This is a genomic window from Bacillus sp. FSL K6-1284, assembly GCF_038002625.1.
Taxonomy (GTDB): Bacteria; Bacillota; Bacilli; order Bacillales; family Bacillaceae; genus Bacillus; species Bacillus paralicheniformis.
The window spans coordinates 183999-207658 of record NZ_JBBOCW010000001.1; the positions used below are offsets into that span (position 1 = coordinate 183999).

The window sequence follows — 23660 nt, forward strand, 5'->3', positions numbered from 1 at the left end:
TCTGAAAGGGGGATATCATATGTTAAAACAGCAGATTTCAATGATCGGCGTACCGATGGATCTCGGTCAGCTGAGGCGGGGAGTCGATATGGGACCGAGCGCGATTCGCTGTGCCGGTGTTAATGAACGGTTGGAAAGCCTTTGTCAGGATATTGAAGACCTCGGCGATATGACGATCGGGCAAAGAGAGGATGAGAAAGAAGGCGGGGAGCCGGCATCTGAAGAGCTGAGAAACTTGAAAGCGATTACAAAAGCGAGTGCAAAACTTGCTGAGACCGTTGATAAGATCGTGGCTTCAGGTGCTTTTCCGCTCGTGCTGGGAGGTGACCACAGCATAGCGATCGGAACGCTGGCCGGACTTGTGAAGCATTATCAAAACCTGGGTGTGATCTGGTATGATGCCCATGCTGATTTAAATACGAAAGAAACGTCTCCTTCAGGCAATATTCACGGCATGCCGCTCGCCATCAGCCTGGGGATCGGCCATGAAGGGCTGACAGGCATCTATGGAAAAGAAACGAAAATTAAAGCGGAGAACATCGTCATCATCGGTGCGAGGTCACTTGATGACGGGGAAAAAGAATTGATTCGCGACAAAGGGATCAAAGTGTATACAATGCATGAAATCGACCGCCTCGGTATGACGAGGGTGATGGAAGAAACGATAGACTATTTGCGCGGCAGAACGGACGGTGTCCATCTGTCACTCGATTTAGACGCGCTTGATCCGAACGATGCCCCGGGTGTCGGAACCCCGGTAGCGGGAGGCATCAGCTACAGGGAAAGCCACCTGGCGATGGAAATGCTGGAAGAATCGAAGCTGATTACGTCCGCTGAGTTTGTCGAAGTCAACCCGATATTGGATGAGAAAAACAGGACGGCTGAAGCGGCAGTCGCCTTAATGGGGTCGCTGTTTGGCGAAAAGCTGCTTTAGATGCGGTTGAAGAGCGGCCTTAGGCTGCTTTTTTTTATAAAAAAGTCTCAACTTCATAATATTTAGATTGTATAATAATTTTAAGCTAATATTAAGCGCATGATCCCTGTCAAAGCATCTACACCCTGCCAAAAATTTGATAAACTATTTTTATGAATTTAATGAAACCTAATAAAAATCAATTCGTATACATAAAGACCGGTGAAGGCAGAGGTTAGATAAATATGGAAACAATGATTAAAAAAAGAATCAAACAGGTGAAAAAAGGCGATCGTAATGCATTTGCAGACATCGTGGATATTTACAAAGACAAAATTTATCAGCTTTGCTACCGTATGCTCGGCAATGCGCATGAGGCGGAAGATATTGCGCAGGAAGCGTTTATCAGAGCATACGTGAATATCGACAGTTTTGATATCAACCGGAAATTTTCCACATGGCTTTATCGAATCGCAACCAATTTGACCATCGATCGTATCCGTAAAAAAAAGCCGGACTATTACTTGGATGCAGAGGTGGCGGGGACTGAAGGACTGACGATGTATTCCCAGGTTGCGGCGGATGTTGCGCTTCCAGAGGATGAAGTGGTTTCTTTGGAGCTGCACAGCACCATCCAGGAAAAAATCTTAAGGCTTCCCGATAAATACAGGACGGTCATCGTATTAAAGTACATTGATGAGCTCTCACTCATTGAGATCAGTGAAATCCTTAATATTCCCGTAGGTACGGTGAAAACGAGGATACACAGGGGCAGAGAGGCTCTCAGAAAACAATTAAGGGATCTTTAAGTGGGGTGATGAAATGAGCTGTCCGGAGCATATTGTTCAGCTTATGCATAAATACCTTGACGGAGACATACTACCGGAAGATGAATCGCAATTAAAAGAGCACCTCCAATCATGCGAAGACTGCAAAAAGCACCTTCATGAAATGGAAAAATCCATCGCTCTTGTCCAGAGCACGTCGCATCTTACAGCTCCGGCGAACTTTACAGCCGATGTGCTGGCGAATCTGCCGAAGGAAAAGCGAACGGCATCGATCAACAGGTGGCTTAAAGCCCATCCGTTTTTAGTGGCGGCAGCTTTGTTTATCATTTTGATGGGCGGCAGCTTTTTCTCCAGCTGGAAAAACGATCAGGATTTCAGCGTATCCAGCCAGCCCAATCTCGTAGTGAAAAACAACACGGTCATCGTACCTGAAGGCGAAGTTGTCAAAGGCGATGTGACCGTGAAAAACGGAAAGCTGATTATAGAGGGCAAAGTCGACGGCGATGTCACGATTGTTAATGGCGAAAAATATACGGCTTCAGCAGGACAAGTCACCGGTCAGATCCATGAGATCAACGAAGTGTTCGACTGGATGTGGTATAAGATTAAATCGACCGGAAAATCGGTTTTTGGCATGAAGGAGTCTAAAGAGTAGAGCAAAGCGGGCGAATGAGCTTTGCTCTTTTTTTATGAGGGGCCGCCATTTCACTTGGAAAATCAATTTGTGCTATAATAGCCTCTGTATATGTAAAAATAATAGATCATACCATTTTGAAACATATTAACCTTACTAATGACTGAATTCTTGGAGGACGAGGAAATGGCTTTTGAGGATATCCCTTTCTTGCAGTACCTCGGCGATGCCGTTGATATTCTCCTTGTTTGGTACGTAATATATAAATTAATGATGGTCATCCGCGGGACAAAGGCGGTTCAGCTTTTAAAGGGAATCGTGGTCATTGTTCTCGTCAGGCTGGCCAGTCAATATTTAGGATTAAGCACCCTGCAGTGGCTGGTTGACCAGGCGATCACATGGGGGTTCCTGGCGATCATTATCATCTTCCAGCCTGAATTGAGGAGAGCGCTGGAACAGCTGGGGCGGGGGCGCTTTTTTTCGAGGAGCGGAACACCTGAGGAAGAGCAGCAGCAGAAAACGATTGATGCGATTACAAAAGCGATTAAATATATGGCGAAACGCCGGATTGGCGCGCTTCTGACGATTGAACGGGAGACGGGAATGGGCGATTACATAGAAACGGGGATCCCTTTAAATGCAAAGGTCAGCTCTGAGCTATTGATCAACATCTTTATTCCGAATACACCGCTTCATGACGGCGCCGTAATTATGAAAAATGATGAGGTTGCTGCAGCCGCCTGCTACCTTCCGCTTTCTGAAAGCCCTTTTATTTCAAAAGAGCTTGGGACGAGGCACAGAGCAGCAGTGGGAATCAGTGAAGTGACCGACAGTCTGACGGTTGTCGTATCCGAAGAAACGGGCGGCATCAGCGTCGCCAAAAACGGAGACCTTCACCGTGATTTATCGGAAGAGGCATTGAAAAACATGCTTGAAGCGGAATTCAAGAAAAATTCGCGAGAAACTTCCTCAAATCGCTGGTATTGGAGGGCGAAGAAAAATGGATAAGTTCTTAAACAATCCCTGGGCTGTCAAAGTAGTCGCATTATTATTCGCGTTTCTTCTTTACTTTGCGGTCCACAGCGCTCAAGCGCCGACTCCGAAGAAACCAGGTGAATCGTTTTTCCCGACATCGACGACAGACGAAGCGACGCTCACCGATATACCGGTCAAATCGTTTTATGATGATGAAAACTACGTCGTAACAGGCGTGCCGCAGACGGTGAATGTCACGATTAAAGGCCCGACAGGAACCGTCAAGAAGGTCAGACAAGTGAAGGATTTTGAGATTTATGCCGATATGCAGCATCTGAAAACAGGCAGGCACAAAGTCGAGCTGAAGGCCAGAAATGTTGCCGAAGGCCTCACTCTGACCATCAATCCATCGGTGACAACCGTGACCATCGAAGAAAAAACGACGAAGGAATTCCCGGTCGAGGTTGATTTTTATAATAAAAACAAAATGAAAGACGGCTACACGCCGGAGCTGCCGATTATCAACCCGAAAAACGTCAGCGTCACCGGCTCAAAAGCCGTGATCGACAGAATCCAAAACATCAAGGCGACGATCAATTTAGAGGGCGTCGACCAGACGGTTGAAAAAGAATCCAAGCTAACAGTGTACGACAGGGACGGAAATGTTCTTCCGGTTGAAGTCAGTCCATCCGTCGTTAAAATCACCGTTCCCGTGACAAGCCCTAGCAAAAAGATTCCCGTCAAAGTTGACCGGAAAGGGAGCCTTCCGGACGGTATCAGCATTTCCAGTCTCGATATCAGTCCGGGAGAGGTAACCGTCTACGGGCCGCAAAATGTTCTTGATTCGTTAGAATTTGTCGAGGCTGATGAGGTTGATTTAAGTAAAATGAAAGATGACACTGAGTTGGAAGCCAACATTAAAGTGCCGGACGGCGCTAAAAAAGTGTCACCCGAAAAAGTGAAAATCAAGGTGAAAGTTGACAAGGAAGAAGAGAAAAAACTGAAGAACGTTTCAATTAAAACCGCGGGGCTGAATGACAGCCGGGATCTTGAATTTCTCGATCCGAAGTCAGGCAAGCTGGATATCACGGCAAAGGGCTCGACAGCCGCGATCGAAAAACTCCAGCCTTCCGACGTCGAGCTCTATGTCAATGTGGCGGATCTCGATGACGGCGAGCATAACGTGAAGCTGGAAGTAAACGGACCGCAGAACATGACATGGTCGCTGCCGCGGCAGAGCATTCGAGTGAAAATCTCATCTCAAACAACCCAAAACGAAAAAAATAATGGTCAGAATGAAGAAGAAGAGAATCATTCTGAAAAGGATTCACAACCTTCATGAATCAAAAAGGAGCGATATTAATGGGCAAGTATTTTGGTACAGACGGTGTAAGAGGCGTGGCAAACAGTGAACTTACACCCGAGCTGGCCTTTAAAGTCGGACGCTTTGGCGGATATGTCCTAACAAAAGATAAGGAGCGCCCCAAGGTGCTGATCGGCCGTGATACGCGCATTTCCGGGCATATGCTGGAAGGTGCCCTTGTTGCAGGTCTTCTTTCGATAGGAGCAGAAGTCATGCGTCTCGGTGTGATTTCGACGCCCGGCGTCGCATATTTGACGAAGGCTATGGACGCGGAAGCGGGTGTAATGATTTCAGCTTCCCACAACCCTGTCGAGGACAATGGAATTAAGTTTTTCGGCGGTGACGGATTTAAGCTTTCCGATGAGCAGGAGCTTGAAATCGAGCGTCTGATGGATCAGCCTGAAGATCACCTGCCAAGGCCTGTAGGCGCTGATCTGGGTATGGTGAACGACTACTTTGAAGGCGGACAGAAATATTTGCAGTTTCTTAAGCAGTCTGCTGATGAAGACTTCACAGGCATTCATGTCGCGCTTGACTGTGCGCACGGGGCGACATCTTCGCTGGCGACCCACCTGTTTGCCGATCTTGACGCAGATGTATCGACGATGGGAACTTCTCCGAACGGATTAAACATCAATGACGGAGTCGGCTCGACCCACCCTGAAGCCCTGGCCGAATTTGTGAAAGAAAAGGGAGCTGACGTCGGCATGGCGTTTGACGGGGATGGCGACCGCTTGATCGCTGTTGACGAAAAGGGGAATATCGTAGACGGCGATCAAATCATGTACATATGTTCGAAGTACTTGAAGAGCGAGGGGCGCCTGGCGGACAATACAGTTGTCTCTACGGTGATGAGCAACCTCGGCTTTTACAAAGCGCTTGAAGCGGAAGGCATTAAAAGCGTTCAGACAGCTGTCGGCGACCGCTATGTAGTGGAAGCGATGAAAAAGGACGGGTTTACTTTCGGCGGAGAACAGTCGGGACATCTGATTTTCCTTGATTACAATACGACAGGCGACGGCCTGCTTTCTGCGATCATGCTGATGAACACGATCAAAATGACAGGTAAGTCTTTGTCAGAGCTTGCGGCAGAGATGCAGAAGTTTCCACAGCTCCTCTTGAACGTGAAAGTAACCGATAAACATAAAGTAGCGGAGAACGAAAAGGTAAAAGCGGTCATCGAAGAGGTTGAGAAGGAAATGAACGGTGACGGCCGCATCCTTGTGCGCCCGTCCGGCACCGAGCCGCTTGTCCGTGTTATGGCTGAGGCGAAAACGAAGGAGCTTTGCGAGAAATACGTAGGCCGCATTGCAGATGTCGTGAAAGCTGAAATGGGAGCGGAGTGATTTTCCGCAGAAGACTGACGAACGAGACATGCTGATTTGACATAAGATAAAGGGAACCGTTCAATCTTGGAAAAAATGTGAACCATTTTGAAAAATGTTTGACGGTTCCTTTAGTGTATAGTAAAATCAGCTTGTCTTGTTTAATTTAAAAGGAAAGGCAGGGCAGAACCATTTTTTATAGTTATAGCGCCCGGACTAAGCGTGCGGATGAAACAGCTTAGTTGACGAGGATGGAGGTTTATCGAATTTTCGGCGGATGCCTCCCGGCTGACCACAAGATCACAGCCGCAAGGATTTCCTCAAACCAAAGAGGCGACTCTTTGAACAAAGGGAAATCGCATGATCTTCCATAAAAAACATGTAGGAGGGGACGAAGAATGTCCCCGCCTGATAAGCAGACTTTCTTCGTCTCCTGCCTGCGACTTTAGGAGGAAGAAAATTATGTGTGGTATTGTAGGTTATATTGGCCAGCTTGATGCAAAGGAAATTTTACTTAAAGGTTTGGAAAAGCTGGAGTATCGCGGCTACGATTCAGCTGGAATCGCTGTAGCGAACGAAGACGGCGTACACGTGTTTAAAGAAAAAGGACGGATTGCCGATCTTCGCGAAGTCGTTGATGCAAATGTGATATCGCAAGCGGGAATCGGACACACACGCTGGGCGACTCACGGGGAACCGAGCCGTCTAAACGCTCACCCGCATCAAAGCGCATCAGGCCGATTTACACTTGTTCATAACGGCGTCATCGAAAACTATGTTCAGCTGACGCGCGAATATTTACAAGATGTAACCCTTAAAAGTGATACGGATACAGAGGTTGTCGTTCAAGTGATCGAGCAATTCGTCAATAACGGTCTTGACACGGAAGAAGCGTTCCGCCAAACGCTTATGCTGCTCAAAGGCTCTTATGCGATTGCATTATTCGATCATGAAAACAAAGAAACAATCTATGTTGCGAAAAATAAAAGCCCGCTTCTTGTCGGCCTTGGAGACAATTTCAATGTGATCGCGTCTGACGCGATGGCGATGCTTCAAGTGACAAACGAATACGTGGAGCTTATGGATAAAGAAATGGTGATTGTCACAGACAAAAAAGTTGTGATTAAAAACCTTGACGGAGAATTGATGTCACGTGCCTCATATATTGCAGAGCTTGATGCGAGCGATATCGAAAAAGGCACATACCCTCACTACATGTTAAAAGAAATCGATGAACAGCCACTTGTCATGCGGAAAATCATTCAGACGTACCAAGATGAAAACGGCAAGCTTTCCATTCCTGGAGACATTGCAAATGCTGTTGCAGAAGCGGATCGCGTCTATATCATCGCCTGCGGAACGAGCTATCATGCCGGTCTTGTCGGCAAACAATTTATCGAAACATGGGCGAAAGTTCCGGCTGAAGTCCATGTCGCAAGCGAATTCTCTTACAATATGCCATTGCTTTCTGAGAAGCCGCTGTTTATCTTTATTTCTCAAAGCGGAGAAACGGCTGACAGCCGCGCGGTTCTCGTACAGGTGAAAAAGCTCGGACACAAAGCGCTGACATTGACCAACGTACCGGGATCCACGCTTTCCCGTGAAGCGGACTACACGCTTTTACTGAATGCCGGCCCGGAAATCGCGGTAGCGTCAACAAAAGCATATACGGCGCAAATCGCAGTTCTCGCTATTTTGGCAGCTGTGACTGCGGAAACCCGCGGCAAAGCACTCGGCTTTGATCTTGTTAAAGAGCTCGGCATCATCGGAAACGCGATGGAAGCCCTTTGCGACCAGAAAGACGAAATGGAAATGATCGCGCGCGAATATTTGACAGTAACACGCAATGCTTTCTTCATCGGCCGCGGCCTCGACTATTTCGTCTGCCTCGAAGGATCCCTGAAGCTGAAAGAGATTTCTTACATTCAAGCTGAAGGCTTCGCCGGCGGTGAATTGAAGCACGGTACAATCGCATTGATCGAAGACGGCACACCAGTCATTGCCCTTGCGACACAGGAGCACGTCAATTTAAGCATCCGTGGAAATGTCAAAGAAGTGACAGCCCGCGGCGCCAACCCTTGCGTGATCTCCTTGAAAGGCCTGGAAGAAGCAGACGACCGCTTCGTCCTGCCTGAAGTGCATCCGGAGCTCGCACCGCTCGTCTCCGTCATCCCGCTGCAGCTGATCGCATACTACGCAGCGCTGCACCGCGGCTGTGACGTTGATAAGCCACGGAACTTGGCGAAGAGTGTGACGGTGGAGTAAGGCGACGTTTGAAATAATAGTTTGTACCCCTCTTGGATTGGATGATCCGGAGGGGTAATTTTGTGTTTGAAAGAGAAATAAGTCTTATCAAAAATCGAACTCTGGTAGTCTGAAAGTGCGCTAGATTATAATTGAAGCCTCGTATACATACTTATTTTTTAAAGGAAGTGTAACCATGAACAACGAGACGTACATTGAAGTCAACAGAACATCGCAGTTGATGAATAAAATGAGAAAATTCTCAGTGCTGATTGATGGTGTCGAGGCTGGGAAAATCAAAGATGGCGGGAGGCTGCGAATTGATTTGGAGCCTGGCGAACATGAGATCCAAGTGAAAATTGATTGGTGTGTAAGCCAAGCTTTGAGGTTTACGTTAGATGAAGGAGAAGCGTTAAAGTTTAGATGCGGAAGTCCGGTTCGTGGGTGGAAGATGTTCTTCGGACTTTTTTATGTATTGGCCGATCCAGAGAAGTATTCGTTTATTGAGCAGGAATAGACGGTTGCAAGGCAGCTTTGGTCTGCATCATCGCCATCATACGCTGCACCGTAACAACCTGACGAAAAGTGTGACGGTGCAGTTTTTTATCCGCAGATGAATATGAAGCGGTGTCAATGAAAGAAAAAGCCTAAAACACCTTATTTCTATAAATCCGAATCGACAGAAGCCATGAACATCCATATAGGGTAAGTACTGATATGGCAACGATCAGATACAGAGAAGTATTTTGTAAGGTTAGAAGCATGTGAATGAACTCTCTAATTTGATCGTTCAAGTTTTGGACAACAAAATTAACCGTTAGCATATACAAGCCAAATGCAACAATAGAAGCATTCAACAGATAGTTACTTTTGAATTTATAACAGAATGGCAGCATGAATGAAGCAGCTGTCATCACAATGGCGACCATTAGCAAAATGTCTTTCCAGATCGTAAGTTCCTGGTGAATGATAAAGTTTGCGATAAATATGGCCGCAGCCACCATACATGTAAAGAGAACGACGACAATATATTTTGAACTGACAATCTCCTTCCGTGTATAAGGCAAAGAATTGAGAAGCATATGTATAGAGGACTTTTCATCTATTGAAATGGTATTCATAAAAATAGCAATACTAAATGCAATTCCAACCCAGATGGGGGAAGCATCTAATGTTAAATAAACACATAACCCCAAAAACAAAACCGCCAATGTTTTTTTCTGCAAGACAATGTCCTTACGTATTAAGTTGAACATGCTCTTTAGCTCCTTTCTTCGTATAAAACATAATATCTTCAAGAGTCGGTTTTTCAATTAACACCATATCCCCAAAAATGTTTTCTGTTCGTGATTTATTCGCAGTTAATGCTTCAAATCCATGAGTTGATTTTTGAACCGCTATAAATTCCTGTTCGGTCTCCCGATCTAATAATTCCATGCCGCCTTTTACAATTGCATATTGTTCTTCAATCTCGTACAAGTCCTTTGTAAAGATATGCTCTCCTTTATGAATGAACGTAATATAATCTGCAATCTTATCTAAATCAGTTGTAATATGAGTCGAAAAAAAGACCGTCTTATCCCCATCTTGCATGAGCTGATGCAAGATTTCCAACAGCTCCCGCCGGAAAATCGGGTCGAGTCCGGACGTCGGTTCATCCATAATAATTAGTTCCGCATGATGGGACAAAGCGACGGCTAATGATGCTTTCATCATCATCCCTTTTGAGAACGTCTTGATTTTTTTCGTGAGCGGCAAGTTAAATGTGTTCACATAATCATTGAATACTTGATCATCCCAATTGACATAGGACCTTTTCACAATATCCTTCATTTCAGCCAATGTTAAATGTTCATAGAATATGTTGGAATCAAATACAAAGCCAATTCGTTGTTTGATTTCTTTCTCATGATCCTTGTAATTCAAGCCAAACACCGTAATCGTTCCGCTGTCAGGCTGCAATAAGTTCATGATCAGTTTAATCGTTGTCGATTTTCCCACGCCATTTCCGCCGATAAATCCGGTGACAAACCCTTTTTTTACATTCATCGAAAAGTCCTTTAGTTGAAAACCATCGAACGATTTATGAACATGCCGGAGTTCAATTACATTGTCCATCATTCTTCCTCCTGATATAAAATGGTAAGCAAATCTTTTAATTCTGTAAGGGGAACGCCAATGTCTTTGCTGTTTTTTATCGCTGCTGTCAACTGCTCTTCAATTGCTTTCATTTTTCCTTCTTTCATCATTTCGTTATTTTGATCTGATACAAAAGAGCCTTTCCCGACTACGGAATAAATGAAGCCATTCTTCTCAAGTTCTTCATAGGCCCGCTTTGACGTAATAAGGCTGACATTCATGTCCTTTGCCAATTGGCGCATAGAAGGCAGCGGCTGTCCCGGTTTCAATTCATTCGCAAGAATATGATCCTTAATTTGGGTGTAAATTTGTTCATAAATGGGTTGCTTTGAACGATTCGAAATTATAATTTTCATTTCAAAACCTCTTTTATTTATACACAATATATACAATATGTACAATATACACAAAAATTGCCTGAATGGCAACGATTTTTTGTACTGAAATTTTCTTGATACTCTACTCACGTCACCTTTTACACTTATATTGAAGAATAGATAGGAAAGGTGACTAAAATGGATGAAGAGCCATCAAAAAAAGCAATCTTTTCAGTACAATTAATGCTTGGAATTTCACTTATTCTTGGTGTTATACCTCCCCTTATTATGTTTTTAATTTCAAGAAAGAAAGACTTATATTACGGTGAATCAAGTCGCAAAGCACTTAACTTTCATTTGACGATTTTCCCATTGTTTGTAATTGGTAGTTTTCTGCCTTCATGGGTTAAGTACGTTATATTGACTATAGAAACATTAATAATCATGTATGCTATTATTCGAATAGCTTTTCAAAAACCATATTATTATCCAGCCATTCCTTACATTAAAAGTAAAGATGAAAATATAGAAAAGAGGTATTCGCATGTCAAATAATATGTTGACAATCGGACAATTGGCTAAACGAACAGGAGTTTCTATAAGAACACTTAGGTATTACGATAAAATTGGTTTGCTAATACCAACCGACTACAAAGAAGGAGGACACCGACTTTATAGCCTTGATGAACTCTCACGTTTACAACAAATACAATCTCTTAAATTCATAGGCTTTTCACTTAAAGACATCGCAGATTTATTAAAATCGCAATTTATAGAAGAACAGCAACTTAGCTATTCAATTTCATTCAAAAAAAGAGAACTTATTGCAGAACAAGAAAGAATTCGTCAAACGATTGATCAGTTGGATCATATGAAAACTATTATCTCAGGGTATGAAAAGGTAGATATAAAATTATTCAGCTTTATTATTCACTCTATTCTTTTTGAAGAGGAAAATTTTAATGAATATAGTCAAGCTAAAGGTTCTATTCACAATTTTAGAAGCAGTGAAAGAGCTAATTTAGATAAAGAGTACTTTTCATTGTTTATGGATTTGAAGGAACTTATAGCAAACGAAACAAATCCTGAATCCGATGAAGCATTAAAATTTATCAAACAGTTGGTAGATATTTCTAACCGAACGTTATTAAAGATTGATACAGCAGAAATAGAATCAACGGTTCAATATAATGAACCCAATATACTCAATCCCTTCACGGAAGAAGAAAGAGCCTTTCTTAAAAATGCTTTTGCTTATATGTCAAAGTTACAAGAATGATTAATTGAAAAAGAGTACACCCAATGGCTAAAGAAAAAAATTGGCGCTCCCACTTTCTGTGTATAAAGCTTATTTACGGAGGTTTTAGTTTTGGTTCAAGAAATTTTCCAAAGGGTAGAAGAAGTCAATATTATTTATCAATTTATAGCAGTATTTATAATTGGATTTGTGCCTTTCCTTGAGGCTTTCGTAGCTGTACCAATCGGAATACTTTTAGGCCTACCATTTATTCTCGTAGTTTTAGTGGGGGCTACCGCTAACTGGCTGTCTGTTATGGCTGTAATAGTATTTTCTTCTTTTATGAGATCTTGGTTTTCCAAAAAAGAAAAGAATAACACTGATCATTACATTAACAGACGTTTTCAAAAAGCAAAGTCATACTTCAATAAGTACGGAGTTCCCGGGATCTCACTTTTGGGTCCTATAATAGGAACAAATCACATTGGAGCATTGGTATGTATAATAGCGAAAGCAAATAAAAAAAGGATCATCGTTTGGCAAACTGTCAGTATAGTTATGTGGGCTGCGGGAACTGGAGTTCTGTTAATTTTCGGAGTTGATATCTACAATAATATAAAGAACTAGAATATACTCAATACACCAAATTTTATAATTCTCGATTTGGAAGAGGGTATCGCTTTTTGTTAGAAATATTATCTTATCCTTCACTCCGTCCAAAGTGTGGTGCTATTGCAAACTTATATAAGTATGGCAACTAACAATTATTTTTCGATCTACCAACGTATGCGTGTTGGTATTCATGTCAAACGCCAACGGTAAAAAGGTAGGGAATGTGCCGTTCAAGAAGTAAAAATTACCGTTGTATCATCACATGTTATGAGTGAGTTTATAAAGAAATATATGTTGCTGTCTTTTCCAAAAAGCAATGGTGGAAGTTTTTTTAATCCTCTTTCACAATATTTCAATTACCCGAAGAAAAAATAAACGGGCATATAACATATTGACAATATGCGATATGAAGATATAATGATTGGTATGGAACCTATTGAAATTTTCAAAGCTTTATCAAATGAATCAAGGCTGCAAATTTTGCAATGGCTGAAGGAGCCTGATCGTCATTTTGAACCCCATGAAGGGATTGATATGAACACAATCGGGGTATGTGTCAGCCAAATCACAGACAAATTGAAAATGACGCAATCGACGGCTTCACAATATCTCGCCATCCTTTTAAGAGCCGGCTTGATTAAGGCGGAACGAATCGGAAAGTATACGTACTACAAAAGAGATGAAGAGGCCATTAGAAAGCTTGCTGACTTTCTTAAAACAGAGATATGAGCATTTAAAAAATAAACATCTCTAGATGATGTTTATTTTTACACCATACATATCGACATATTCCGATGTGTTTATTTTTTGATTTACATATCGTTATTTCGTGATATGTAAATATATAAAGCGAAGAAGGAGCGAACGATGATGTTTAGTGCTTGGAAAATTTATGTTTTAGCGATCATCAGTTTTTTGGTAGGGACCTCAGAGTATATTATCTCCGGGATTTTGGATCAGATCGCCCACACACTCGGGATAACTTTAGCTGCTGCGGGTCAGCTGATTACGATCTTTTCACTTGTGTATGCAGTTTTCACACCGGTTCTCATGGCGTTGACGGCAAGTATCGATAGGCGCAAGTTAATGATGTATGCTCTCGGTTTGTTTGTGATCGGAAATATTCTGGCCTTTACCCTGCCTGGCTATGGCTGGTTTGTTGCAGCGCGGGTCATTATGGCCTTGGGGGCAGGCATGGTTGTGGTCACGGCATTAACGATTGCCGCCAAAATCGCACCGGCGGGTAAGCAAGGCAGTGCAATTGCTACAGTGGTCATGGGGTTTACCGCTTCTTTGATCATAGGTGTTCCACTCGGAAGAATGACGGCAGAAGCATTAGGCTGGAAGTCTGTATTTGGAGGAATTGCTTTACTGGGATTTATCGCAATGATTGTTATATTCTTAATCTTGCCGCATACTGAAGGCGATAAGCCCGTCCCTTTGCTTCAACAGCTTTCTCTTTTAAAGAACCGGAAAGTAGCAATGGGGTTATCAATCACTTTTTTCTGGCTCGGAGGATATTCCGTAGCATATACTTATCTGTCTCCTTACCTTCTGACCGTTTCAGGGATAAGTGGCAATTTGCTTAGCGGCTTTTTGCTTATATTTGGAATCGCCAGCTTGGTTGGATCGAAGTTTGGCGGATATAGCACCGATAAATGGGGCGTTCCCTTTACACTCGTTGGCGGGATGACGCTGCATATCATCGCATTGATTTTACTGTCGCTTGTCACCCATTCCTATGTCGGAGTACTGTTGATTCTCATCTTATGGTCGTTTGCCGCATGGTCTACCGGCCCGACACAGCAATATCACTTAGCGACGCTCAAACCGGAAGTGTCAGGTGTATTGCTCGGCATTAATCAATCGATGATGCAATTCGCCATGGCCGCAGGTGCAGGCATCGGAGGAGTTTTTGTGGAAAAAATATCGCTGGCTTCTATTACATGGTTTGGGGCATTGGAGGTTACGATTGCGATTGTCGCTGTTTTGGTGACTTTCAGTTCGCATTACAAACGGAAAGCAGGACCTGTAAGAGAAATCAGCTCATAATACGTTGCCTTGATTGGTGTTGAAGATTCAATGGGTTCATTCCCCATATCTTACTTGTTTTTTTTCGAAGTCTGGCAGGTAGTGTTGAGCCGAAAAATCTAACACCCGCCCGTTGTAAAACGAGCGGGTGTTTTTTATTTAGTCCGCTAAAATCCGCAAATAAGCCCTCCAAGGGCCGACATCATCCTGATACCGTTTCGCCAGCACTCTTGCAATTTGCGAGATGTGAGTAAGGTCGTGGGCAACCCATGTCGAGATCTGTTCTTTCAGTTTGACGATTCCAAACTCAGGGTGCATCCCCGTTTGTTCGAAGTCGGTTTCAGGATCAATGATCTGCTGTAATGTTTTCAGGTTCGCCCGTCTGATGTCTGCAAACTCGTTAAGCAACTGTTCCATCGTTTTTCCGTCGTTTTGATTCAACTGGCTGAAGCGGTCGAACGGTGGAAAAGGTTCCGTTGCTCCTTTTGTCACGATCAATTTGATGCGCGGCAACCAATTGTTTTTTTCTCCTTCAATCAGATGGCCGACGACATCAAAGGCGTTCCACGTGTCTTCGCCTTCATTGCAGCTGATCCAGGGACTCGATAATCCGGTCAGCAGCTGACTCAGCGTTTGTGGTGTGCGCTCCAGGATTTCGATTGCTTCCTCGAGTTGAAAGTTCATGTGGGTGACCTCCATTCATAAAAGTTCACGTCAACTGCCGCTCAGCAAACTCACGATACAGCGCATGCGAAGCAATCAGCTCGTGGTGCCGCCCCCGCCCTGTGATCTCGCCTTTTTCGATAAATATAATTTGGTCCGCGTTCACGATTGTCGATAGCCGGTGGGCGATGACGAAGGTGGTGCGGCCTTCCATGAGGCGGGCGAGCGCCTGCTGGACGATGGCTTCTGATTGGCTGTCGAGGCTGGCTGTCGCTTCGTCCATCATTAAAATTTTCGGGTCGCGCAGGAAGGCGCGGGCGATGGCGATCCGCTGTCTCTGGCCGCCGGATAGCTTGACGCCGCGTTCGCCGACTTCCGTATCAAGCTGCTCTGGAAATTGTTTAATAAATGTGTCGGCATACGCCATTTCCGCGACTTTCCACAGTTTTTGATCGTCAATGCTGTCGGCGTGGTCCAAGCCGTAGCACAAGTTCTCACGGATGGTGCCGGACATCATCGGGCTGTCTTGAGACACGTAGCCGATCTGGCTGCGCCACGATTTCATCGACAGTTTGTTGATCGGTGTTTCCCCGATGTTAATGGCCCCTGAGTCCGGTTCGTAAAATCGTTCCAAGAGGCCGAACATCGTCGTTTTTCCGCCGCCGCTCGGACCGACAAATGCAATCATCTGCCCGGGATCGACGTCGAAAGATACCTCCCGCAAGACAGGCTCGTCATCGCCGTAAGAGAAAGATACATTCTCGACATGTATCGGAAGATTGGAGATGTCCATCTCAAGTCCTTCCTGGCCCTCTTCCTCTTCAGTATGCAAAATCTCGATGATCCGCTCTGTTGCCCCTTTTGCTTTTTGCAGCTGAGTGAAAAATATTGTGAACGATGTGATCGGGAAGATGATTTGAAACAGATAAAGCAAAAAGGCGATCAGTGAACCTGCCGACATCGTCCCCTCAGAGACGCGGATGCCGCCGTAGCCGATGATGGCGACGATCACAATCATAATGACAAGGTGCATAAACGGGGAGACAAGCGCAAATATACGGGCTTCCTTGAGTCCGTATTGAAAGAGCTTCGAAATGCCTGATAGCCCTTTCATTTTTTCTGTATGCTCGGCGTTTGATGCTTTCATTAATCTGATTTCGCTTAATGTCTGCTGGACATGTCCGGTGAAGGAAGCTGTTTCATCCTGCAGCGTTTTGGAGATGCGCTGCATTTTCATGCCGAGCGGGATCATGATGAAGGTCGTGATCGGAACGGAGATCAGCATGAGCAGTGTCATTTTCCAATCCATAATCAGCAAAATGATCACCGATCCGACAATGGTGATGATGCCGGAAACAAACTGCGGAAAATGGTCGGAAATCAAGCTTTCAACAATGCCGGTGTCATTGACAACACGGCTGACGGTTTCACCGCTCGTCTTTTCGTCAAAGTAGCGGACAGGCAGGCGCAGCAGCTTGAACCACATACGCTCGCGCAGGGAAGCGACCACTTTTTGCCCGGCATAGGAAAGAAAATAGGTCGAAAACCCGTCGCAGACCGCTTGAACAATAAAAACGAGCGCAAGGATTCCCGCTAAGGCCAGATTGATCGAATGGACGGAAAAGCCGTCAACCATTTCCCTTGTCAACAGTGGAATGGACAGGCCGACCAATGTAGTGACGAGGCTTGCGGCCAAACCGACGGTTAAAGCCAGCCTGGGGACGCCGGATGTGAGAATCATGGTGAAAAACGGTTTCATGCTATTGTTGTTTTCTGTTTTCATTTGATAAACTCCTTATCGATATAATGTCAAAGAAGTGGATGGCGTAAGCTGTAACTCATCATATTACGATATACACAGCAGAAAGTTCCCGATCATTGCCGATTTTAGCTTCATGCTAAAAAGATTGACAGGAGAGATAATTGTAACTATTATTGTTACATATAGTTGATTGCATATATGAAAGGAAGAAAAAACATGACGATAAATATTAAAGTATATTCCGATTATGTCTGTCCATTCTGTTTCCTCGGAAAAGACCAATTCGAAAAAGCGATCGAAGGCAAAGATGTGGAAGTCGAGTGGCTGCCATTCGAACTGAGGCCGCGTCCATCTGAGCAGCTTGATCCGTTAAACGACCCGTCCAAATTGGCAATGTGGGACGGCGCCATTAAGCCGCGAATCGAGGCTTGGGACGTCAACATGAAGCTGCCAAACGTCTCACCGCATCCTTATACAGATTTGGCTCATGAAGGCTATCACTTTGCAAAAGAACACGGTAAAGCGAAAGCGTACAATGACCGGGTTTATCAAGCCTTTTTCCAGGAAGATCAAAATATTGGCGACATCGACGTATTAACAGCGCTGGCTAAAGAAGCCGGACTGGATGAGCAGGCTTTTAAAGAAGCTTTAAGCTCCAGAACATATCAGGACGTGCAGCGGAAGGCGCTCCAACACGCTTACGAAGAAGTAGGCATTACGGCCGTTCCGACATTTATCATTGGCAATGAACGGATCGCCGGGGCCGCTGCGAGGGAAGTGTTTGAACAGGTGATTGAAGAGGAAAGACGAAACATTTCTGCTGATGTTTTGCAATGCGACATTGACGAGAAGTCTTGTTAACAAACACCATCATACTTGGAACCCTTTAGATAAAAACAGTCTAAAGGGTTTTTTTCGCAGGTGGACAAATCATTGATTGGTGCAAAAAGGGGGAATTTGAATCAGAATAAAGAGGGAATTCGCCCTCTAAAGTAAAGTTAAGACAAGTTTAAATAAAGGTGAAAAATCACATATGAAAATATGAAAATAGGATCAAATCATTTACATATATTAATAAATATGGTATAGATTATAGTGACATCAGTGTTATTACATATATTAGAATTTCATCATTTTTAAGGAAAGGAGGTTATAAAGATGGAAACGAAAAATAAGGACTTTGTAAGCAAAGTATCTGAAGAGGAGTTAAAGAACTTGGCTGGAGGAAATGATGAGATTACTCCGCAAAGCACTGTTGTTTGTGTTAGCTTAAGGATTTGCAAATGGAGTATAAAGTACTGTCCAAGTTTTAAGAGAAAATGCTGGATGTAAAGTTCTGAATATTCTATCTCATCGCTGCCAATATAGAGAGTTAGAGATAACTCTCTATTTGGTCAGTGAATTTTTCTAAGAAGGGATTGGTTATATGGGAAAAATATTCGACTTTGATATTAAAGAAACCGTTCAAATCAAATCATTGTATCCTTCAGAAAGAAGAAAAAAGACCGATGCCGATATACCCGTTAACGAGCTACTTTTAAATGAAAAATCAAGCGAATGGGTTCATCTGTGGCAACAGTATTGGGGTCATGAAGATTGTTTTAAGTCATATTTAGATGAAGAAAATATGTTCAGTGAATTTCAATCCTTCTACTCGGATTTTTTTAAGCTGTCTTTTGATTATTTGGAATCCAAATTAGACCAGTTAAGTAAACAATGTGATTTGTCTGTGATATGCGATATCGCAAATTTAAAAAAGAATATCATGTCGTATATACAAGAGCATGTAGGGTATTTAGGCATTAGAGCTTTAATACAAGATATAAATGAAGAAAGAGAAAAAGGAAGACTTGAAGGAGAAAATCCCAAGGAACGATATGAATATTACGTAAATCATTTGTTATCAACCAAGGAAAAAAGGCTCGAAATACTTTGCCAATATCCTGTCCTAACAAGAGTTTTGTGCGAATTTATATTAAATCATATAGACAGTATTACTGAAGCTGTTATGCGTTTTTCAAATGACAGGAACGAAATATTGGAAAAATTCAATTTTAAAGGGGAAGACAAGCTGGCATCTTTATCTTTACAATTAGGCGACTCCCATAACGATGGCAGAAGTGTCATGGTGCTTCACTTTGAATCAAATAAAAAAATCGTTTATAAACCTAGGCCCCTCTCAGTTGATTTACACTTTCAGGAGCTTTTGCATTGGATAAATGATAAGGGGGGATGCAGGAATTTAAGAACATTAAAAATTTTAAGTAAAAACGAGTATGGGTGGCAGGAGTATGTAGAGTATAAACCCTGTCAATCTAATAGTGAAATTTCCCGTTTTTATGAAAGGCAAGGTGAATATATCGCAATATTATATTTGCTTAATGCCACAGATTTTCATTTTGAAAATTTAATTGCATGCGGGGAACATCCTGTATTGATTGATCTTGAAGGATTAGTGCAAAATACGGCAAAAGACTTGCAGGACGAATCTTCAGCATATAATATTGCATTCAATAAATTAATAGACTCAGTATTATCTACAGGGATGCTACCTGTTACATATATTAAATCAAGCATATTAGGGTTTGACATTAGCGGCCTTGGCGGAGATGAAGGTCAGCCGACTGGACAACATACTTTTACTGTGGAAAATGTTCAAACAGATGAGATCAAGTTAGTTAAGGCTGAGGCTTTTTCGGAAGGCAGTAAAAATAAGCCCTTTCTTGATAGTGAGAAAGTGGCATCAGCTTCGCAGTTTTCTTCTGAAATTATTAAAGGTTTTCGAGACATCTATTCATTATTTCTTCACCATAAAAAAGAGCTATTGTCTTCAAACAGTCCGTTGAGCCGCTTTAAAAATGATCGAGTAAGGGTCATTTTAAGAAGTACACAAGTTTATTCTACCTTTTTAGACTCGAGTTATCACCCGGATTATTTAAAAGATGGATACAGCAGAGAACGGCTTATAAATATTTTATGGGTTGGCGGAAAAAGCCGCCCGGTACATCAAGATGTCATCATGTATGAATGCAGAGATATCATAAAAGGAGATATTCCTTATTTTTATTGTCAAACTGATTCAGTTGATTTGTATCATCCATTGGGTAAAGTGAAAAGTGATTTTTTTGAAAAGTCGAATTTTGAATGTCTAATGAAAAAAGCAAAATCGTTAAATAAAAGTGATATGGAAATGCAAATCGAATTTATCCAAAACTCTCTCGCCGCCCAATACCCGCACTATAATGACTCCCATAACAACACGAACAAAAAAAACCATGCTTTTCATGATCAAACAACAGGCTATTCTCCTGAACAATTTTTAGATGTTGCAGAAATAATAGGCGATGAGATGAAAAACCACGCCATTTTCGGAAAGGAAGATGATGTTACATGGCTGGGGATCAATCAAAATTATAATGATCAACTGGCTTTTAGTCCGCTTGAATTTGATTTATATGATGGTTTGCTTGGAGTAGGACTGTTCTATGCGAACTTATATCATGTTACTAAGAAAGACGACTATAAGAATATTGCTGACAAAGCATTGAATTCAGCCTTAAATTACGCGGAAAACTATCCATTAGAATTTCCGTTATCGGCCTTTTATGGTTATGGAGCATATGCATATGTACTAAGTAATTTCTCTTTTATTTTCCATTGCCGCGACTATTTAACACAAGCAAAAAAAATGCTGAATAGAGTTTTAGGCTCAATAGAAGAAGATCAATCGCTTGATTATCTAGGAGGTTCTGCCGGCCTGATCATAGTATGTATACACCTTTATAAAAGAACAGGCGAACCTTATTTATTGGATATTGCGAATAGGTGCGGGAAGCTACTTGTGAACAAAAAAGAGCAGCAAATGAATGGTGCCGGTTGGCGTTCAAATCAGCTTGACAAGCCACTTTCAGGACTTTCTCATGGTTCTTCAGGATTTACATGGGCCCTAATGGCATTATATAAGTTTACAAAAAATGCCGATTTCAAAATAGCATTCATGGATTCCATGGATTATGAAAAATCCTTATTTAATAAAAAGGAAAAGAACTGGTTGGATTTACGGGATAATACCGAGCGTAATGGAAATTCCATGTGGTGCCATGGAGCGGCTGGAATTGGAATGAGCCGAATTATGATGGGCGATTATACGAATAATGTCGAGTTGCTGGATGAAATTGATGCGGCAGTCAATCAAACATTAAAAAGTGGATTTGGCATAACACATAGCTTATGCCATGGAGATTTAGGCAATTTAGATTTACTTCTTTTGGCAGCAAATAAATTCCAAAGTGAAAATTTAAAAGAAACAGCATTAAAAATTGGTAGCGATGTCGCCTACAGCATTACCAAAGGGAATGTGAGGTATGGGACTGTTTCAGGTGTCAAAAATCTAGGTTTAATGCTTGGACAAGCAGGTATAGGCTATGGTTTATTAAGGCTTGCTTTCCCGGAAAAGGTCCCTTCAATATTAACCCTTCAAATGAACGGGGGGGACTATAATTGAAAACGAAAACCAGAATAAGAGTGCCGCTTAAAAGACAAATTGCTCAAACTGATTGTGCTTTATGTTGCCTAACCATGATAGTGTCTTATTACAAAAGCCATGTTGGTTTTCATGAACTGAAAGAAAGGCTGGGCGGCGGACGCGACGGAGTTACCCTTTTCGCTCTATCCAATACGGCCACCGGGATTGGATTTTCGGCAAATGTACTAAAAGCTGATCGTATCAGTTCGATTACTTCACCAGTTATTGTGTACTGGGATCATTTCCACTACGTTGTATTGGAGAAAATAAACAAAAAGGGCTACCATGTGCTTGATCCCGCATTAGGACGATGCACGTATTCAGAAGAGGCTTTTCTTGAACATTTTTCGGGTTATTATCTAGCTCTTGAACCTAATGAGAACTTTAAACAAGTAAAGCCTAAAAGTGTATGGCTTCCCTATTTAAAAATAACCTTGGAAAAACCAAAATTACTTTTTTCTATTTTGGTATGGTCCCTGTCTATTCAATTGTTGACTGTTTCCATGCCGATTATCACTAAAATTGCAATAGATGAAATTGCAATTCCGAATCATTACGAATTTCTAACTGTTTTTTTCATTAGTATTTTTGGTTTGGTTATATTTAAGGGGATTATTTCTTACATGCGAGGCCGCTTTTTAACTAATTTAAGGTTGCATCTGGATTGGAGGTTGATGAGCAGGTTTTTTAGACATTTAATTCATCTGCCGTTTCAATATTTTCAGTTAAGGTCATTTGGCGAAATTGTTTATCGAGCCAACTCCCATATTATGATACGAGAGCTTTTTTCTCAGCAGACCATCATGAGTGTACTAGATTCAACTCTCGTTCTTATTATACTGGGATACATGGCGATGACTTCGCCTTGGTTAGCAGGTTGGGTGATTGCCTTTGGTATAGTAAACATATTATTGTTGACTTTTACTCAAAACTCAATTAAACAACGTGCAGAGGAAGAACTCTCTGAGCAGTCCAAATTCCAAGAAGTTCAGGTGGAAACGCTCTATGGAATTTTCGGAATTAAAATGGCCGGAGTTGAAAAACAAGTTTTACATCAATGGGAGCATTTGTTTAAAAAGGTATTGTATGCATTCAAAAAAAATGAATATTTTTCTAATACCATAAATTCGTACATAGTTAGTTTAGAGCTTGCTGCGCCTTTGGTTATTTTAGGCTTGTCATTACACCAGGTTCAACTTGGAAACATAACCACCGGCTCAATGGTGGCGATCTATTCATTGACAGGAGTATTTTTTGGTTTGGTTTCTTCTTTAGTTGAAACAGCAAAAAGCATGATCACTATGGACACCTATTTGCAAAGAATTAACGATGTGTTGGAAGCGCCAGTGGAAAAAACACCAAAAAACTCAATTAAACCAAAAGAATTAACTGGAAATATTAAACTGGAAAATGTAAGCTTTTCATATACCCAGTATAGTAAGCCTGTGCTTAAACATATTAGTGTGGAAATAAAGGCGGGGCAAAAAGTCGCTATCGTTGGTCCTTCAGGTTCTGGCAAAAGTACTTTGGCACGTATGCTGCTTGGTTTATATGAACCTACTGCCGGCAAAATCTTTTATGATGGAATCAATTTATTCGACTTAGACAAGCAATGGCTGCGTAGAAATATTGGTGTCGTACCACAAGATGCGACTCTTTTTAATAAATCCATTCTTCATAACATATCTGTTTATGATAAGAATCCTTCTATGGATAAAGTTGTTAAGGTGGCTAAAATAGCACAAATTCACGACGAGATTATGGAAATGCCAATGGGTTACCACACTCCCGTATCAGAAATGTCGATGAATATTTCAGGTGGTCAAAAACAGAGAATCATGCTGGCGCGGGCTTTATTGCAAAGCCCTTCAATATTATTGCTGGATGAAGCAACCAGTTCTCTTGATAACTTAAATGAAAAGGTCATAGAACAACATTTAAATGAATTAAAGTGCACGCGCATTGTCATAGCTCACAGGCTAAGTACGATTAAGGATGCAGATCTCATATTAGTGCTAAAAGACGGAGAGATTCAAGAGATGGGCAACCATTTACAATTGATTCGCAACCAAGGGTTTTACACCAAATTGTACAATTCAAACAATGACCAAGCGATTGTGGGAGGAGGCTAA

22 protein-coding genes are annotated in these 23660 nt (G+C 42.3%); 17 read left to right on the forward strand and 5 right to left on the reverse strand.

The genetic code is table 11. The annotated features are described in order from the left end of the window. Positions 1-19: 19 nt before the first annotated feature. The 8 genes from rocF (at position 20) to MHB72_RS01105 (ending at position 8759) form a co-directional block, all read left to right on the forward strand. Positions 20-934, forward strand: a complete 915-nt coding sequence (rocF, locus tag MHB72_RS01070; RefSeq protein WP_025810878.1) for an arginase — start codon at positions 20-22, stop codon at positions 932-934. A gap of 224 nt (positions 935-1158) precedes the next feature. Then, positions 1159-1722, forward strand: a complete 564-nt coding sequence (gene sigW, locus MHB72_RS01075) for an RNA polymerase sigma factor SigW (RefSeq protein WP_003178438.1) — start codon at positions 1159-1161, stop codon at positions 1720-1722. Positions 1723-1735: 13 nt separating this feature from the next. Further along, entirely contained in the window at positions 1736-2356 is a 621-nt protein-coding gene (rsiW, locus tag MHB72_RS01080) for an anti-sigma-W factor RsiW (protein WP_216921767.1), read from the forward strand. A 165-nt stretch (positions 2357-2521) separates the two neighbouring features. Next, the gene (gene cdaA / locus MHB72_RS01085; RefSeq protein ID WP_003178443.1) at positions 2522-3343 is read left to right on the forward strand and encodes a diadenylate cyclase CdaA; all 822 of its coding nucleotides are present in this window, start codon (positions 2522-2524) and stop codon (positions 3341-3343) included. Further along, on the forward strand, positions 3336-4652 hold the full coding sequence (locus MHB72_RS01090) for a CdaR family protein (RefSeq protein WP_216921761.1): 1317 nt from the start codon (positions 3336-3338) through the stop codon (positions 4650-4652). The genes cdaA and MHB72_RS01090 overlap by 8 nt, the downstream gene beginning before the upstream one ends. A 20-nt stretch (positions 4653-4672) precedes the next feature. After that, a complete protein-coding gene (gene glmM / locus MHB72_RS01095) occupies positions 4673-6019 on the forward strand; it encodes a phosphoglucosamine mutase (RefSeq protein WP_023857685.1) in 1347 nt (448 codons plus the stop codon). A 441-nt stretch (positions 6020-6460) separates the two neighbouring features. Next, positions 6461-8263 (forward strand): glutamine--fructose-6-phosphate transaminase (isomerizing), encoded by a 1803-nt coding sequence (gene glmS, locus MHB72_RS01100; protein ID WP_023857686.1) that lies wholly within the window; start codon positions 6461-6463, stop codon positions 8261-8263. Positions 8264-8438: 175 nt separating this feature from the next. Continuing rightward, on the forward strand, positions 8439-8759 hold the full coding sequence (locus MHB72_RS01105; RefSeq protein WP_216921758.1) for a hypothetical protein: 321 nt from the start codon (positions 8439-8441) through the stop codon (positions 8757-8759). A 130-nt stretch (positions 8760-8889) separates the two neighbouring features. On the opposite strand, the gene MHB72_RS01110 is transcribed toward MHB72_RS01105, so the two are convergent. From MHB72_RS01110 to MHB72_RS01120, 3 genes are read right to left on the reverse strand one after another with little or no spacing between them, the layout of a single operon-like run. Then, positions 8890-9498: an ABC-2 transporter permease gene (locus tag MHB72_RS01110; RefSeq protein ID WP_216921754.1), complete on the reverse strand. Its 609-nt coding sequence runs from the start codon at positions 9496-9498 to the stop codon at positions 8890-8892. Continuing rightward, complete coding sequence (locus tag MHB72_RS01115; protein ID WP_216921751.1) at positions 9479-10360, reverse strand: ABC transporter ATP-binding protein; 882 nt, start codon at positions 10358-10360, stop codon at positions 9479-9481. The genes MHB72_RS01110 and MHB72_RS01115 overlap by 20 nt, the downstream gene beginning before the upstream one ends. Further along, positions 10360-10737, reverse strand: a complete 378-nt coding sequence (locus MHB72_RS01120; RefSeq protein WP_216921748.1) for a GntR family transcriptional regulator — start codon at positions 10735-10737, stop codon at positions 10360-10362. Before MHB72_RS01120 ends, MHB72_RS01115 begins: the two co-directional genes overlap by 1 nt. A gap of 159 nt (positions 10738-10896) precedes the next feature. Here MHB72_RS01120 and MHB72_RS01125 point away from each other — a divergent pair, with 159 nt between their 5' ends. The 5 genes from MHB72_RS01125 to MHB72_RS01145 all read left to right on the forward strand — a co-directional run bounded on the left by MHB72_RS01125 (position 10897) and on the right by MHB72_RS01145 (position 14599). Then, positions 10897-11253, forward strand: coding sequence for a DUF4870 domain-containing protein (locus MHB72_RS01125; protein ID WP_216921745.1), 357 nt, complete (start codon positions 10897-10899; stop codon positions 11251-11253). Next, entirely contained in the window at positions 11243-11977 is a 735-nt protein-coding gene (locus MHB72_RS01130; protein WP_023857692.1) for a MerR family transcriptional regulator, read from the forward strand. The genes MHB72_RS01125 and MHB72_RS01130 overlap by 11 nt, the downstream gene beginning before the upstream one ends. 90 nt (positions 11978-12067) lie before the next feature. After that, a complete protein-coding gene (locus MHB72_RS01135; protein WP_023857693.1) occupies positions 12068-12562 on the forward strand; it encodes a small multi-drug export protein in 495 nt (164 codons plus the stop codon). A gap of 411 nt (positions 12563-12973) precedes the next feature. Beyond that, positions 12974-13276 (forward strand): ArsR/SmtB family transcription factor, encoded by a 303-nt coding sequence (locus MHB72_RS01140; RefSeq protein ID WP_041817139.1) that lies wholly within the window; start codon positions 12974-12976, stop codon positions 13274-13276. Between the two features lie 141 nt (positions 13277-13417). Continuing rightward, positions 13418-14599: an MFS transporter gene (locus MHB72_RS01145; protein WP_216921742.1), complete on the forward strand. Its 1182-nt coding sequence runs from the start codon at positions 13418-13420 to the stop codon at positions 14597-14599. A 138-nt stretch (positions 14600-14737) separates the two neighbouring features. On the opposite strand, the gene MHB72_RS01150 is transcribed toward MHB72_RS01145, so the two are convergent. Both MHB72_RS01150 and MHB72_RS01155 read right to left on the reverse strand, forming a co-directional pair. Beyond that, positions 14738-15262: a DinB family protein gene (locus MHB72_RS01150; RefSeq protein WP_216921739.1), complete on the reverse strand. Its 525-nt coding sequence runs from the start codon at positions 15260-15262 to the stop codon at positions 14738-14740. Between the two features lie 25 nt (positions 15263-15287). Beyond that, entirely contained in the window at positions 15288-17024 is a 1737-nt protein-coding gene (locus MHB72_RS01155) for an ABC transporter ATP-binding protein (protein ID WP_216921736.1), read from the reverse strand. Positions 17025-17219: 195 nt separating this feature from the next. Between MHB72_RS01155 and MHB72_RS01160 the strand changes: the two genes are divergently transcribed. The 4 genes from MHB72_RS01160 (at position 17220) to MHB72_RS01175 (ending at position 23660) form a co-directional block, all read left to right on the forward strand. Next, entirely contained in the window at positions 17220-17864 is a 645-nt protein-coding gene (locus tag MHB72_RS01160; RefSeq protein ID WP_216921733.1) for a DsbA family oxidoreductase, read from the forward strand. A gap of 297 nt (positions 17865-18161) precedes the next feature. Next, positions 18162-18335 carry a class II lanthipeptide, LchA2/BrtA2 family gene (locus MHB72_RS01165; protein ID WP_154495770.1) on the forward strand — a complete coding sequence of 58 codons (174 nt, stop codon included), beginning with the start codon at positions 18162-18164 and terminating at the stop codon, positions 18333-18335. Positions 18336-18429: 94 nt separating this feature from the next. Next, the gene (locus tag MHB72_RS01170) at positions 18430-21507 is read left to right on the forward strand and encodes a type 2 lanthipeptide synthetase LanM family protein (RefSeq protein ID WP_216921729.1); all 3078 of its coding nucleotides are present in this window, start codon (positions 18430-18432) and stop codon (positions 21505-21507) included. Next, positions 21504-23660: a peptidase domain-containing ABC transporter gene (locus MHB72_RS01175; protein ID WP_254122280.1), complete on the forward strand. Its 2157-nt coding sequence runs from the start codon at positions 21504-21506 to the stop codon at positions 23658-23660. The genes MHB72_RS01170 and MHB72_RS01175 overlap by 4 nt, the downstream gene beginning before the upstream one ends.

Excerpts from the sequence above, each read along its gene's own strand:
- rocF (WP_025810878.1), top strand. The coding sequence starts at position 20 with ATGTTAAAACAGCAGATTTCAATGATCGGCGTACCGATGGATCTCGGT.
- sigW (WP_003178438.1), top strand. The coding sequence starts at position 1,159 with ATGGAAACAATGATTAAAAAAAGAATCAAACAGGTGAAAAAAGGCGAT.
- rsiW (WP_216921767.1), top strand. The coding sequence starts at position 1,736 with ATGAGCTGTCCGGAGCATATTGTTCAGCTTATGCATAAATACCTTGAC.
- cdaA (WP_003178443.1), top strand. The coding sequence starts at position 2,522 with ATGGCTTTTGAGGATATCCCTTTCTTGCAGTACCTCGGCGATGCCGTT.
- MHB72_RS01090 (WP_216921761.1), top strand. The coding sequence starts at position 3,336 with ATGGATAAGTTCTTAAACAATCCCTGGGCTGTCAAAGTAGTCGCATTA.
- glmM (WP_023857685.1), top strand. The coding sequence starts at position 4,673 with ATGGGCAAGTATTTTGGTACAGACGGTGTAAGAGGCGTGGCAAACAGT.
- glmS (WP_023857686.1), top strand. The coding sequence starts at position 6,461 with ATGTGTGGTATTGTAGGTTATATTGGCCAGCTTGATGCAAAGGAAATT.
- MHB72_RS01105 (WP_216921758.1), top strand. The coding sequence starts at position 8,439 with ATGAACAACGAGACGTACATTGAAGTCAACAGAACATCGCAGTTGATG.
- MHB72_RS01110 (WP_216921754.1), bottom strand. The coding sequence starts at position 9,498 with ATGTTCAACTTAATACGTAAGGACATTGTCTTGCAGAAAAAAACATTG.
- MHB72_RS01115 (WP_216921751.1), bottom strand. The coding sequence starts at position 10,360 with ATGGACAATGTAATTGAACTCCGGCATGTTCATAAATCGTTCGATGGT.
- MHB72_RS01120 (WP_216921748.1), bottom strand. The coding sequence starts at position 10,737 with ATGAAAATTATAATTTCGAATCGTTCAAAGCAACCCATTTATGAACAA.
- MHB72_RS01125 (WP_216921745.1), top strand. The coding sequence starts at position 10,897 with ATGGATGAAGAGCCATCAAAAAAAGCAATCTTTTCAGTACAATTAATG.
- MHB72_RS01130 (WP_023857692.1), top strand. The coding sequence starts at position 11,243 with ATGTCAAATAATATGTTGACAATCGGACAATTGGCTAAACGAACAGGA.
- MHB72_RS01140 (WP_041817139.1), top strand. The coding sequence starts at position 12,974 with ATGGAACCTATTGAAATTTTCAAAGCTTTATCAAATGAATCAAGGCTG.
- MHB72_RS01145 (WP_216921742.1), top strand. The coding sequence starts at position 13,418 with ATGTTTAGTGCTTGGAAAATTTATGTTTTAGCGATCATCAGTTTTTTG.
- MHB72_RS01150 (WP_216921739.1), bottom strand. The coding sequence starts at position 15,262 with ATGAACTTTCAACTCGAGGAAGCAATCGAAATCCTGGAGCGCACACCA.
- MHB72_RS01155 (WP_216921736.1), bottom strand. The coding sequence starts at position 17,024 with ATGAAAACAGAAAACAACAATAGCATGAAACCGTTTTTCACCATGATT.
- MHB72_RS01160 (WP_216921733.1), top strand. The coding sequence starts at position 17,220 with ATGACGATAAATATTAAAGTATATTCCGATTATGTCTGTCCATTCTGT.
- MHB72_RS01165 (WP_154495770.1), top strand. The coding sequence starts at position 18,162 with ATGGAAACGAAAAATAAGGACTTTGTAAGCAAAGTATCTGAAGAGGAG.
- MHB72_RS01170 (WP_216921729.1), top strand. The coding sequence starts at position 18,430 with ATGGGAAAAATATTCGACTTTGATATTAAAGAAACCGTTCAAATCAAA.